Origin of the sequence: Aeromicrobium camelliae, from assembly GCF_003850045.1 — a bacterium.
GTDB classification, from domain to species: Bacteria; Actinomycetota; Actinomycetes; order Propionibacteriales; family Nocardioidaceae; genus Aeromicrobium; species Aeromicrobium camelliae.
Genome location: NZ_RQJX01000008.1, coordinates 1 through 12,907, shown reverse-complemented (window position 1 = coordinate 12,907; position 12,907 = coordinate 1). Strand labels below are relative to the sequence as shown.

At 69.2% G+C, this 12,907-nt stretch carries 14 protein-coding genes; 11 read left to right on the top strand and 3 right to left on the bottom strand.

Annotated features, from left to right (window positions below):
- Positions 1 to 46: 46 nt before the first annotated feature.
- Positions 47 to 1,090: a carboxylate-amine ligase gene (locus EHW97_RS07340; RefSeq protein ID WP_124236520.1), complete on the top strand. Its 1,044-nt coding sequence runs from the start codon at positions 47 to 49 to the stop codon at positions 1,088 to 1,090.
- On the top strand, positions 1,074 to 1,604 hold the full coding sequence (locus EHW97_RS07335) for a putative immunity protein (RefSeq protein WP_243696339.1): 531 nt from the start codon (positions 1,074 to 1,076) through the stop codon (positions 1,602 to 1,604). The genes EHW97_RS07340 and EHW97_RS07335 overlap by 17 nt, the downstream gene beginning before the upstream one ends.
- A gap of 4 nt (positions 1,605 to 1,608) precedes the next feature.
- On the opposite strand, the gene EHW97_RS07330 is transcribed toward EHW97_RS07335, so the two are convergent.
- The gene (locus tag EHW97_RS07330) at positions 1,609 to 2,508 is read right to left on the bottom strand and encodes a LysR family transcriptional regulator (protein ID WP_124236519.1); all 900 of its coding nucleotides are present in this window, start codon (positions 2,506 to 2,508) and stop codon (positions 1,609 to 1,611) included.
- Positions 2,509 to 2,625: 117 nt separating this feature from the next.
- On the opposite strand from EHW97_RS07330, the gene EHW97_RS07325 reads away from it, so the two are divergent.
- From EHW97_RS07325 to EHW97_RS07315, 3 genes are read left to right on the top strand one after another with little or no spacing between them, the layout of a single operon-like run.
- Positions 2,626 to 3,726 carry a PrpF domain-containing protein gene (locus EHW97_RS07325; protein ID WP_124236518.1) on the top strand — a complete coding sequence of 367 codons (1,101 nt, stop codon included), beginning with the start codon at positions 2,626 to 2,628 and terminating at the stop codon, positions 3,724 to 3,726.
- The gene (locus EHW97_RS07320; protein ID WP_124236517.1) at positions 3,723 to 4,850 is read left to right on the top strand and encodes a Bug family tripartite tricarboxylate transporter substrate binding protein; all 1,128 of its coding nucleotides are present in this window, start codon (positions 3,723 to 3,725) and stop codon (positions 4,848 to 4,850) included. Before EHW97_RS07325 ends, EHW97_RS07320 begins: the two co-directional genes overlap by 4 nt.
- Positions 4,851 to 4,861: 11 nt before the next feature.
- Complete coding sequence (locus EHW97_RS07315; RefSeq protein ID WP_124236516.1) at positions 4,862 to 6,910, top strand: tripartite tricarboxylate transporter permease; 2,049 nt, start codon at positions 4,862 to 4,864, stop codon at positions 6,908 to 6,910.
- 73 nt (positions 6,911 to 6,983) lie between these two features.
- Here the strand turns inward: EHW97_RS07315 and EHW97_RS07310 are convergent, their stop codons facing one another.
- Positions 6,984 to 7,187, bottom strand: coding sequence for a cold-shock protein (locus EHW97_RS07310; RefSeq protein ID WP_124236515.1), 204 nt, complete (start codon positions 7,185 to 7,187; stop codon positions 6,984 to 6,986).
- Positions 7,188 to 7,397: 210 nt separating this feature from the next.
- On the opposite strand from EHW97_RS07310, the gene EHW97_RS07305 reads away from it, so the two are divergent.
- From EHW97_RS07305 to EHW97_RS07280, 6 genes are all read left to right on the top strand, one after another.
- A complete protein-coding gene (locus EHW97_RS07305; RefSeq protein ID WP_208001940.1) occupies positions 7,398 to 8,147 on the top strand; it encodes a sulfite exporter TauE/SafE family protein in 750 nt (249 codons plus the stop codon).
- A 49-nt stretch (positions 8,148 to 8,196) separates the two neighbouring features.
- The gene (gene dcd / locus EHW97_RS07300) at positions 8,197 to 8,775 is read left to right on the top strand and encodes a dCTP deaminase (protein WP_124236514.1); all 579 of its coding nucleotides are present in this window, start codon (positions 8,197 to 8,199) and stop codon (positions 8,773 to 8,775) included.
- Between the two features lie 96 nt (positions 8,776 to 8,871).
- Complete coding sequence (locus EHW97_RS07295; RefSeq protein WP_124236513.1) at positions 8,872 to 9,786, top strand: ABC transporter ATP-binding protein; 915 nt, start codon at positions 8,872 to 8,874, stop codon at positions 9,784 to 9,786.
- Entirely contained in the window at positions 9,783 to 10,586 is an 804-nt protein-coding gene (locus EHW97_RS07290) for an ABC transporter permease (protein WP_124236512.1), read from the top strand. Before EHW97_RS07295 ends, EHW97_RS07290 begins: the two co-directional genes overlap by 4 nt.
- Before the next feature lie 39 nt (positions 10,587 to 10,625).
- Positions 10,626 to 11,528, top strand: coding sequence for a pseudouridine-5'-phosphate glycosidase (locus EHW97_RS07285; protein ID WP_124236511.1), 903 nt, complete (start codon positions 10,626 to 10,628; stop codon positions 11,526 to 11,528).
- A gap of 8 nt (positions 11,529 to 11,536) precedes the next feature.
- A complete protein-coding gene (locus tag EHW97_RS07280) occupies positions 11,537 to 12,394 on the top strand; it encodes a carbohydrate kinase family protein (protein ID WP_166367429.1) in 858 nt (285 codons plus the stop codon).
- Between the two features lie 245 nt (positions 12,395 to 12,639).
- Here EHW97_RS07280 and EHW97_RS15285 read toward each other — a convergent pair.
- Positions 12,640 to 12,907: HNH endonuclease signature motif containing protein (locus EHW97_RS15285; protein WP_166367428.1), on the bottom strand; the 268-nt coding region annotated here is incomplete at its 5' end.

The following is a 12,907-nucleotide window of genomic DNA, read 5'->3' as shown; positions in this document are numbered from 1 at the left end:
TCAACCCGGCCGTGCAGCCGCCGGGGCCAGCGGCCAGGATGAGCAGGTGCGGACATTCGGTGTGGAAGAGGAACTGCTCCTGATCGATGCGACCACCCTGGACCCGCTTCCCGCCGGGGACTGGGCGGCGTCGTTGCAGATGGCAGCCACGGACACGGGCCACGAGGTCACGGCCGAGCTGCAACAGGAGCAGATCGAGGTGGCCGCCCCACCCCAGACCACGATGACCGGGCAACTCGAGGCGATCCTCACCGGCCGTGCCCTCGCCGAGCAGGCCGCCGCGAAGGTGGGTGGCCGGGTGGCGGCTCTGCCCACGTCCCCCGGCTTCGTGGAGCCGCACCTCGGGCCGGACTCTCGTTACCGACGCATCGACTCGCGCGACGAGGGCGTCGCGGTGCTCGACCGTATCCGCGTGTGGCTGCCGACATTGCTCGCCTTGAGTGCGAACTCGCCGTTCTGGCACGGCACGGACACCGGTTACGCCTCGTACCGCTACCAGGCGTGGTCGCGCTGGCCTACTGCCGGTCCGGTCGACCTGTACGGGTCCGCTGAGGCGTACGAACGACACCAGGCGGCGATGCTGGCGACGGGAGTGCCGTTGGACGCCGCGATGCTCTACTACGACGCTCGCCTCTCGGAGCACCAGCCGACGCTCGAGGTGAGGATCGCGGACGTGTGCCTCAACCCGGCCGATGCGGCCGTGATCGCCACGCTCACGCGCGCCCTGGTGGAGATGGCGGTCCGGGAGTCGCACCAGCCGGCGCCGGAGGTCCCGGCGTCGCTGCTGCGGCTGTGGTCGTGGCAGGCGAGCCACAGCGGGGTGCACGACCGCCTGATCGACCCGGCCACCGGCACCCCTGTGCCCGCCCGCGACGTGATCGCCCGGCTGCTCGACGTGGTCCGGCCCGCATTGGTCGACTACGGCGACGAGGAGCACGTGGAGGTGGCGATCGCCCGCATCCTCGAGCAGGGGACCGGCGCGCGGATCCAACGGCAGGCGTACGCGGTGCAGCAGGAGGTCCGCGACGTCGTCACGGCGGCACTCGAGATCACGCACGCCTCCCCTGCCGGCGGTGATCGTGTCCGGTGACTTCGACCTGACGACGGAGGAGTTGCGCGTGGTGACGCGTTTCGTCGCTGACACCGCAGAGGAGATCCTGCCCCTCTTCGAGGCTGTCCATCCCGACGACGGCCGACCGCGGGCCGCGCTGGAGGCGGCCTGGGAGTTCGCCGACGGCGCCAAGCGCACGAAGCTGCAGCGGGTCACCTCGCTCGACGCCCACCGCGCTGCGGCCGAGGCGAGCACAGAGGTCGCCCGCTTGGCCGCGCGATCGGCCGGCGACGCGGCAGCGGCGCCCTATTTGCACCCGATCGCCAAGGCGCATCAGGTGGGCCACATACTCAGAGCCGCGGCGAACGCTGCCCGGGTCGCCGAGCTTCAGTCGCCCGACGACGACACGGCGGCGGAACGCGCGCTCGACTCAGCGCGTCAGCGTGCGACACCGGCGGTCGTCGACGTCCTGCGGCGCTATCCGCTCGCCCCGGAAGGGCGAAGCCGCGTCGCGCAGCTGATGAGCGAGCTGGACCGCTCCCTGCGCGACTGACGACCTACGCGAGATCGTCCGCGACCTCGCGCAGCGTGCTCAGCATCGCGGCTTCGGTCGGCGCGGCGATCGCGTGCCGCCGCGTCACTACCAAGATCCGCCGGGCCGGGACGCCACCCGCGAGCGAGAGCACGCGCACACCCGGGACCCGATTGACGACCGCCAGCCGCGGTGCGAGCGCCACTCCGAGTCCGACCCCCACCATCGACTGCGCCTCCTGGTAATCGTTGGCGCGGAAGGAGATCCGCGGCGAGAACCCGGCGGCACGGGCGCTCCGGTCGAGGACTTCGGTGACCGGGTGGTCGGCCTCCCTGACCACCCACTCCTCCTCGCTGAGCTCGGCGAGCCGCACGCGACGTCGACGCGCGAGCCTGTGGTCGGCGGACACGACGAGCATCGTCGCGTCGTCGAGCAGATGCACGACGTCCAGTTCGTCGTCGCGGAAACGGTTCCACTCGTAGTCCCACAGCAACGTCACGTCGTCCGATCCGGCATGAAGGCGCTGCACCAAGTCGTCGAAACGCGCGCTGTGCACGGTGAGCCGGACGTCGGGGTGCTTCTCCTTGAACGCGCGGACGGCCAACGGCAGCAGAGAACTGCCCACGGTCGGGAACGTGCCGATGCGCAGGTGGCCCTGTCGGAGCCCGGCGACGGCGTCGACGTCGGCTTGAGCCGCCTGCAGCTGGTCGCGGATGCGGCACGCATGGCGGTAGAGCACGAGGCCCGCGTCCGTTGCCCGCACACCGCGGGGAAAGCGGGACAGGAGGGGCTGTCCTACCTCGTATTCCAGTCGTTTCACCTGTTGTGAGACCGCAGACGGGGTGTATTGCAAAGCCTCAGCGGCCGCGGAGATGGAGCCCCGGTCGAGGACCTCCACGAGCAGCATCAGGCGCCGGACATCCATCTCCCCTCCTTCCTCGAGCTTTAAGTAAAGGTACAGGCTCCTTCATTAATCATCGCTAGTGCTTCACTGTTGTGATGCGCATCATCTTTCGGGTAGTCACTCGAGAGGAACGCGACGATGCACGGACGAGAGATCAAGGCGACCTGGATGCGGGGAGGAACGAGCAAGTGTTGGGTCTTCGACCGGGAGGAGCTGGAGCTTCCCGACTACACGGTCGACGAGGTGCTGCTGCGACTGTTCGGCAGCCCCGACCCGCGTCAGGTCGACGGCGTCGGCGGGGGCACGTCCACCACGAGCAAAGCGGTGATCGTCTCGCCGTCGAGCGATGAGGGTGTGGACGTGGATTACACCTTCGCGCAGGTGGGCATCGAGGAGCCGGTGGTCGACTGGGGCAGCAACTGCGGTAACTGCTCGTCGGTCGTCGGGCATTACGCGCTGCGCCGCGGCTGGGTCACCCCGACGACACCGACGACGTCCGTGCGCGTGCGGAACACCAATACCGGCCAGCTCATCGTGCTCGAGCTGGACACCTCCGGAGACGACACCGTCTTGAGTGAGATCCCCGGGGTGCCGTTCCCGGGAGAAGCAGTCCGGATGTGGTTCGTAGAGCCCGCCGGCCGAACGACCGGCGAGCTGCTGCCGACCGGGCGGACTCGCGACGAGCTCACGACCCCGCACGGCACCGCCGAGGCCACCCTGCTCGATGCGGGCGCCCCGGTCGTCGTGATCGACGCGCGGTCGGTCGGGTTGACCGGCGACGAGGTGCCGGCGGTCCTCGACGCGGACCCTGAGACGTTGTTGCGCCTCGACGAGATCCGCCGCGCCGGGGCGGTGGCGATGGGCATGGCGGCCACGCCGGCAGGCGCGGAGCGAGCAGTACCGAAGCTCGTGGTCGTGTCGCCGGCGCCCGAGGGCAGCGACCTGCGGGTGCGGATGCTCTCCATGGGAAAGGTGCACCCGGCTCTCGCCATCACCGGCAGCGTCGCGGTCACGATGGCGGTGGCTACACCCGGAACCATCGCGGCCGACCTCGCCGCTCCTCACGGCGACCGGCTGCGGATCTCCACTCCGGCCGGGATCGTCGAGACGGTTCTGGGCGAGCACGCCGGTCGTCCGGCGGTCGCGGTCACCCGGACGATGCGTGAACTCGCCGACACGCGTCTGGTCATCGGACCGGCCGCTCTCCCTGCGCGCCCGGCGGAGGCGGTGGCCTCATGAGCATCACGTTCGCGCGATCGCGACAGTCCACCACGGTGATGTGCGTCTTCACGGCCCTCGCGGTCGCCGCAGCCTTCCTCGGTGGGTCGCCGTTCAGTTCCGCGGCGGACACCGCCGACGGAGACTTCTCCAAGGAGACCCTGGAGGTCATGATCCCGCTCGCCGAAGGCGGTGGGACCGACACCTGGGCTCGGTTCGTCGGGCAGGAGCTGGCTCCCCGCGTCACCGGCGGGCCCGGGTTCTCGCCCGTGAACGAACCCGGCGGTGAAGGCATCACCGGGTCGAACCAGTTCGCGCGGCGCGCGCCGGCGGACGGGACGCACCTTCTCGTCTCGACCGCGACGAGCGTCGTGCCCTGGGTGCTGGGCCGTAGCGAGGTCAACTACGACTTCGCACAGATGACACCCGTCGTCGTGAACGGGACGGGCGGTGCGATCTACGCGCGCAAGGCCGCCGGCGTCGAAGGGCTACGGGACCTCGTGGATCGCGAGGCACCGTTGACCTTCGGCGGCATCAGCGCCACCGGACTCGACCTGACGACTCTCGTCGCGTTCGACGTGCTCGGAGTCGAGCAACGGTCGATCTTCGGCTTCGAGGGTCGCGGGCCGGTGAACCTCGCCGTCCAACGCGGTGAGGTCGACCTCGATTACCAGACCACGTCCGCCTGGGAGCCGTCCGTCGGACCGCTGCTGCAGAACGGCAGCGTCGTTCCATTGGTCTCGTTCGGGCAGCTCGACGAGGACGGCGACGTCGTCCGCGACGCGAACTTCCCGGATCTGCCGACGGTCGCCGAGGCGTACGAAGAGTTGTACGGCGAGGCCCCGAGCGGCCCGGCCTGGGAGGCGTACACCGCACTGCTGGGCGTGACGTACACGTATCAGAAGGGGTTGTGGGTTCCGGGCGAGACGACGGAGGGCGCGAGCGAATCTCTGCGTCAAGCGGCCGATGACCTCTCCCGCGACAAGGCCTTCAACGACAAGGCGGCTGAGGTGCTGGGCGGCTATCCGCTCGTCGCCGACGACGGCGTCAAGGAGCGTGTGGCGGAGGCCTACGCCGTCGACGACTCCGTGCGCGACTACATCCTGTCCCTCCTGCGGGACACCTACGACATCCATTTGGGCTGAAGGACGATCCCATGACTGAAGCTGCACTCTCAGCACTCGGGTCACTCGCTGACCCGTCGATGCTGCTCATGCTGATGGCCGGCGTGCTGGCCGGGCTGATCATCGGGCTCATCCCCGGCCTCGGTGGAACCGCCGCGATGGCGATCCTCCTCCCGTTGACGTTCGGCATGGAGCCGGCCGCCGCGCTCGCGATGCTCATCGGTGCCCTGGCCGTGGTCCACACGTCCGACACCGTCGCGACCGTGCTGCTGGGCGCCCCGGGATCGGCGTCCGCGAGCGTGACGTTGCTGGACGGCTACCCGATGGCGAGGGCCGGACAGGCCAAACGCGCCTTGGGCCTCGCCTTCCTATCGTCGATGGTCGGCGGTGTCATCGGTGCGATCGGTCTGACGATCGCCATTCCGCTGGTGCGGCCGCTCGTGCTCTCCTTCGGAAGCCCCGAACTGTTCATGCTCACGGTGCTCGGGATCTCGATGGCTGCGGTGTTGTCGCGCGGCAACGCGGTCAAGGGGCTTGTCGCGGCGGCTCTCGGTCTGCTGCTCGGCATGGTCGGCACGGCGCCCACGACGGCGGAGTACCGCTTCACCTTCGGGTCGATGCTGCTCGCCGACGGGCTGTCGCTCGTGGCGGTCGCGCTTGGTGCGTTCGGGCTCGCCGAGATCGCCTCGCGAGCCGGACAGAAGAAGTCGAACGAGGCACCCGTGTCGCTCAGCGGCGGATGGATGGCCGGCATCCGCGAGTGGTTGTCGCATTGGACCCAGGTCATCCGCGGTTCCCTGGTCGGCATCTGGGCCGGCATCCTGCCGGGCATCGGAGCAACGGCGGGAACGTGGCTGGCGTACGGCCAGGCCGTTGCGACCGCCAAGGACAAGTCGAAGTTCGGCAAGGGCGACCCGCGCGGCGTCGTGGGACCGGAGAGTGCCAACAGCTCGATCGCGGCAGGCGACCTCATCCCTACCCTCATGTTCGGCATTCCCGGCAGCGTCCCGGCCGCCATGCTCCTCGGCATGCTGCTGACGAACGGAATTCAGGCGGGACCGTCGATCGTCACCGATCACCTCGACCTGATGTACCTCATCATCTGGTCGTTCGCGATCGCGAGTGTCGTGGGTGCGCTTCTGTGCTTCGTCAGTTCGAAGGGACTCGCCCGGATCACGACCGTCTCGTTCTCCGTGCTCGGACCCGGCCTGCTGGCGATCATGATGCTCGGCGCCTACCAGGGCTCGCTGCAGGTCGGTGACCTGTGGATCATGCTCGTACTCGGAGCGCTGGGGTGGTTGCTCAAGAGCACCGGTTTCCCGCGGGCACCGTTCCTCATCGGCTTCGTGCTCGCCGTCCCGCTCGAGCGCTACTACTTCCTCACCGATCGCGTCTACGCGCCGTCGGACTGGCTGACCCGCCCGTACGTTCTCGTGTTCATCGCGATTCTCGCGGTGCCGGCGCTGCTGGCGCTGCGGCGGCGGTTCCGCAAGGACGTCCCGGCCGAGCAGGACGCACCGCCGGCCGCCAGCGCCGAGGCCGACGGTCCGCTCGCCGACTCGGTGTGGTCGCTGACGACCTCGGTCGGGCTGCTCGCGGTGTTCGTCGTGGCGTTCTTCCTGGCCGGCTCGTTCTCGGACGAGGGGCGGCTCGTCCCGCAACTCGTCGCCGGTGTGGGCATCGCGCTCGCCGCCTTGCTGGTGGCGCGCGAGTGGAAGGGCGGCTCGTTCGCGCCGCCGCGACCCGAGCGCGATCCTGAGTTCCACGCCGACGAGGCGATCGTGCCGACGTCCGGCACGACCCTCGTCCAGACGCCGAGCACCGTCACGCGCTGGCCGGTGGTGACGCCGATGGTGCGCAACTCGGCGCGCACCTTCGCGTGGATGACGGTGTTCGTCGTCCTGGCGACGTTGTTCGGTTACGTGCCGGCGCTGCTGTTCTTCCTGCCGGCGTTCCTGCTGTACGTCGCCGGAACACGGCCGCGCACCGCGACGATCTACACGGCGGTGATGGTCAGCATCATCGCGGTGGTCCCGGTGTTCCTGCCGATCCATCTGCCGGGAGGGATCTTCGTGGGCTGACCACCCCGAGAAAGCGAACAGCCGCCCGCCCCGTGAGGGGCGAGCGGCTGTTGGCGTTAAGCGATGCTCGAAATCAGAGCGGGCGGATGTTGGCCGCCTGGAGGCCCTTCTGGCCCTGCTCGACGTCGAACTCGACCTTCTGGTTCTCCTCGAGCGAGCGGTAGCCCGACGCGTTGATGGAGCTGTAGTGGGCGAAAACGTCCTCGCTGCCATCGTCAGGCGCGATGAAGCCGAAGCCCTTTTCCGAGTTGAACCACTTCACGGTTCCAGTAGCCATGTTGATCTCCTTACGGTAGTGCGCTCGCGCTTATCGCGGGCGACTCTGAGTCGCGACGCACATCAACCGGGGAGTTACTGAGGACCATCCTTGCGGAATGAAGTCCGGTGAATCACTGGCACAACAAACGTCTACAACGGGTTCCACACTAGCAGACCCCTCCCACACGCCCCCTCAGTGCGGGCCGCCCGGCGCGGCTAGGGTGCACGGGTGGCCCTCGAATCCGTCGTCCTCGTCATGGTCGCCGTGTTCGTGGGAGCCGTCGCTCAGCGCGTCGCCGGGCTCGGTTTCGCGCTGCTGGCCTCGCCCTTCCTGGTGCTGCTGCTCGGCGCGCATGAGGGCGTCATCGTCATCAACGCGTGCGGGCTCGTGTCGTCGGCGCTCGTCATGGCGCGGGTCTGGAGCGACGTGGACTGGCGGCTGTTCGCCGCCCTCGGGATCCCAGCGATGATCGCGACGGTCCCGGCCTCCTGGCTCGCTTTGGGACTTCCTCCGGCACCCGTCTCGGTGGTCGTGGGAATCGTGGTGCTCGTGGGTTTGAGCATCTCCTGGGCGCTCCAGCGGACACGGCTCGTGGTGCGTGGCGTCGGGGCAGGGGCCGTGGCAGGGGCCATCGGCGGGGCCTCGAACGCGATCGCCGGTGCCGCGGGGCCGGCCTTCACCGCCTACGCACTACTGGCGCGGGTCCCTCAGCCGCAATTCGTCGCCACCTTGCAGCCGTTGTTCATCGCCACGTCGGTCGTCACACTCACGACCAAGGCCGTCACCAGCCCCACATCGGCGCCCGACCTCGGCGTACTGCTGTGGCTGCTCGTCATCGCCCTCATCGTCGCTGGCGTGTTCGCCGGGGACTGGCTCCAGCGCTACATCCGCGACGACCAGGCACGGGCGTTCGTGATCGTGCTCGCCTTCCTCGGTGCCGTCGCCACCGTCGTCGACGGCCTCCGCGGTCTGTCGTAGCAGGCGCCGAGGGCCACCAGCGCCCAGCGCGATGCGTTAGGTTGTCCACGTGCTGCTCTCGGACCGCGACATCCTCGCCCAGATCGACGCCGGACGCGTGTCGCTCGATCCGCTCGAGCCGTCGATGATCCAGCCGTCGAGCATCGACGTGCGGCTCGACCGGCTGTTCCGGGTCTTCGACAACCACAAGTACCCGCACATCGACCCCGCGGCCGATCAGTCGGACCTCACCCGGCAGGTCGAGGTCGAGGGCGACGACGCCTTCGTGCTCCACCCGGGCGAGTTCGTCCTCGGCTCGACGTACGAGTACGTGACGCTCCCCGACGACATCGCCGCGCGCCTCGAAGGCAAGAGCTCGCTCGGGCGGCTCGGTCTGCTGACGCACAGCACGGCCGGCTTCATCGACCCGGGCTTCGGAGGCCACATCACGCTCGAGCTGGCCAACGTCGCGACGCTGCCGATCAAGCTCTATCCGGGCATGAAGATCGGTCAGCTGTGCTTCTTCCAGCTCTCCTCGCCGGCCGAGCATCCGTACGGTTCCGCGAAGTACGGCTCGCGCTACCAGGGCCAGCGTGGACCGACGCCCTCGCGCTCGCACGCGAACTTCTACCGCGCCGAGATCTCCTGACCTGAGGACCCCGATCCGGCCTCAGGGGCGGGTCGAGGGGTGTTTCGGGGTCGTTCCCCGATGTGGCGCACGGTGCAGCGCCGCGAGGCTGGACGCATGATCCAGGCACGCCACCTCACGAAGCGCTACGGCGCGACTACCGCGGTCGATGCGGTCGACTTCACCGTCGAGCCCGGCCGCGTGACGGGCTTCCTCGGCCCCAACGGCGCGGGCAAGTCCACCACGATGCGGATGATCCTCGGCCTCGACGCCCCCACCTCGGGGTCGGTCACCGTCAACGGCCACGCGTACGCCGACACCGGCGCGCCGTTGCGGGAGATCGGCGCCCTCCTCGATGCCGACGCCGTCCATCCCGGCCGTACCGCGCGGGACCACCTGCGCTGGCTCGCGGTCAGCAACCGCATCCCGCAGCGGCGAGTCGACGAGGTCATCGGCCTCGTCGGCCTCGAGAAAGTCGCCGGCCGGCGGGTCGGCGCGTACTCGCTCGGCATGGGGCAGCGGCTCGGCATCGCCGCGGCGCTGCTCGGCGACCCGGGGACGGTCGTGCTCGACGAACCGGTCAACGGGCTCGACCCCGAAGGCATCCGGTGGGTGCGTGAACTCGCGCGACAACTCGCGGCCGAAGGGCGGACCGTCTTCGTCTCGAGCCATCTGATGTCCGAGATGGCGCTCATGGCCGATCACCTCATCGTCATCGGCCGCGGCACGATCCTCGCCGACACCTCGATGACCGACTTCATGGCGCACCACGCCGCCAGCCACGTCCGGCTGCGCTCGCCGCAGTCCCGCGAGGTCGCGGCACTGCTCAGCGGCCGGGGCTTCGCCGTCACCGAGCTGGACGACGAGGTGCGCGTCATCGGAGCCGACGCCGCCGCGGTGGGAGAGCTGGTGTGCTCCCACGGCCTGCTTCTCCACGAACTGACCCTCGTGCGGTCGTCGCTCGAGGACGCCTTCATGACCTTGACGGCCGAGGCCGTCGAGTATCACTCCACGGAAGGAGTCGCGGCATGAGCACGCTCGCCCCGCCCCGCGGTCTGATCACTGCGCGACCCGGATTCGGATCGATCCTGCACGCCGAGTGGGTCAAGCTCCGCACCGTCCGCTCGACCTGGTGGACGCTGATGGCGCTCGTCGTCGTCGGCGCCGGCCTGACCACCCTCATCTGCGCGCTCAACGCCGAGTGGTTGGCGAGCCCGGAGGCCGACGAGTCTCCAGGGTCGTTCATCACGTTCGGCATGATGCTCGCGCCCGCTGCCGCGGTCGTGCTCGGTGTCCTCACCGTCACGGCGGAGTACGGATCGGGGATGATCCGCAGCTCGTTCGCGGCAGTGCCGTCGCGAGCCCGGGTCTTCACGGCGAAAGCGGTGCTACTCGCCGCCGTGCTCTTCGTGGTCGGGACCGCGACCGCGCTGCTCGGGTACGTCGGGGGCAATGCGTTCCTGGAGGCCGAGGGCATCGGTGTGGGCCTCGAGGGGGACGTCCTGCGCTCGATGTTCGGCAGCGGCCTGTACCTGGCCGGTCTCGGAGTGCTGGCCGTCGCGGTCGGGTTCCTCGTCCGCCACACCGCCGGTGCCGTGACCATCCTGCTCACCGCCTTGTTCGTCCTGCCGACCATGGTCATGCTCGTACCCGGTGAGACGGGTCAGTGGATCAACAAGCTCCTGCCCAGCAACACCGGTGGTTCGATCGCCGCACCGGTCATGTTCAACCCGAACCTGCTGGACCCGTGGGTCGGCTTCGCGGTCTTCCTCGCCGAGGTGGCCGTCGTGGTGGCGCTCGCCGGCGTGATGCTTCGACGCCGCGACGCCTGACTACCCCGATCGACCTTCACGCCTCGATAGCCTCGGGGCGTGAAGGTCGAGTGCTCTGCTGAAGTCGCCGGCGCCCTCGCTGAGGGCCGTCCGGTCGTTGCCCTGGAATCGACGATCATCTCGCACGGACTCCCGCGGCCGGACAATCTCGCCGCCGCCCAGGAGTTCGAGCAGATCCTCCGCGACGTGGGGGTGGTTCCGGCGACGGTCGCCGTGCTCGACGGCCGGCTGAAGGCCGGTCTCACGCCCGCCGAGCTCGAGCGCATCGCGACGGAGGACATCGTCAAGCTCAGCGTCCGGGACCTGCCGATCGTCACGGCGCGCGGCGTGAGCGGCGCGACGACGGTGGCGGCGACCTCGTTCATCGCCGACCGTGCCGGCATCCGCGTGTTCGCCACCGGCGGTCTCGGGGGCGTGCACCGTGGTGCTGCGGAGAGTTTCGACGAGTCGGCGGACCTGACGGTCCTCGCGCACGTACCGATCACCGTCGTGTCGGCCGGCGTGAAGTCCATCCTCGACATCCCCGCGACGCTAGAACGGCTCGAGACGTTGAGTGTGCCGGTCCTCGGCTACCGGACCGAGGAGTTCCCGAGCTTCTGGCTCTCCAGCTCCGGTCACGCGCTCGACTGGAACGTGCCCGATGCCGCCGCCGTCGCAGCGGTGATGGCCGCTCGTGACGCCCTGGAGCAGCGCAGCGGCATTCTCGTCGCCAACCCGCTCCCGGTCGACCAGCAACTCGATCCGCAGATTCATGACGACGCGCTCGCCGAGGCGCTCCGCCGGGCCGACGACGAGGGGTTGAGCGGCAAGGACGTCACGCCGTTCCTGCTGCAGACGATCGTGGACATCACCGGCGGTGAGAGCTTGCGCGTGAACCTCGACATCGCGCGCAACAACATCCGCGTGGCGGCCGAGATCGCGACGGCCTGGGCGGCGCGATGATCCTCGTCGTGGGAGACGTCGTCGACGACATCGGCGTGCGGCCACTCGAGCCGATCAACCCCCGCAGCGACACGCGTGCCGAGGTGCGCATGACGCCGGGCGGGTCGGCCGCGAACACGGCCGCGTGGCTCGGACACCTCGGGGCACCCACACGCTTCGTCGGGAAGGTGGGAGCCGACGGCGTGGGGCGCCACGGCGACGCGCTCGCCAATGTCGGCGTCGACGCCCAACTAGTCGCCGACCCGGTGCTCCCGACGGCGACCATCGTCCTGACCCTCGACGATGACGCGGACCGGACGATGTTCGTCGACCGCGCCGCGAACAGTGCGCTCACCATCGACGATCTCGACGAGAGCATCTGGGACGGCGTCGACTGGCTGCATCTCACCGGCTACACGTTCTTCGACCCCGACACTCTGCCGGTGGCTCAGCACCTCGTCCGGGCGGCGCGCGCACGGGGCGTCGGCATCAGCGTCGACCCGAGCTCGACGGGGTTTCTGCGTCAGTGCGGGGTGGAGGACTTCCTCGCGTGGACCGCAGGTGCCGATCTCGTCGTGCCGAACATGGAGGAGGCGCGCCTGCTCGCCGGCGCCACCGGCCCCTTCGTCGACTTCGACCGGCTGGCTGAGGCGTATCCGCACGTGGTCGTGACGCTCGGGGCGATGGGCGCGGCGTACGTCGGGGGAGACGTGCGAGCCCAGGTCACCGCTCCGCGCGTGGCGGTGCTCGACACGACGGGCGCCGGAGACGCCTTCACCGCGGGCTTCCTCAGCGAATGGCTCCGGACCCGCGACCCCAAGGCCGCGCTCGCCAGCGGTTCCGCGGCAGCGGAGCGCTGCATCACCATGCGCGGCGCACGGCCGTAACCCTCAGACGGTCTGAACGTGTAGACTAGAACATGAAGGTGGACCGTTTTCAGAATGCAGTCATGTGCAGTCCGCTTCGTACGAACACGACCCGCTGAGCGATCTGAACGAAACGCCGGGTCTGCCGATCCGAGCCGACCCACTTCTGGCGCCCGCGACGAGAACGTATCGCCGTGCGCGCGTCACGAGCCCCGATGCGCTCGGGCATGCTCGGATCGGCGCTTCCCCGGCGTACCGCTGACGCGTCATTCGGTCAGGATGGTGCCGCCGACGTCCCAGGCCCAGCCGTCCTCGTGCTCGATGGGGATGGCGTGGTCGAAGGTTTTGAGTTTGTGGTGGTGCCTGCAGAGTGCCCAGAGGTTGTCGGCGCAGGTGTGGCCGTTGGGCCAGGGTTCTCGGTGGTCGAGGTCGCAGTTGGTGGCCTTGGTGGCGCATCCGGGGTATCTGCAGGTGCCGTCTCTGTAGCGGATGGCGTTTTTCAGGTGGTCCGGTGGTGAGTATCCGCGGTAGCTG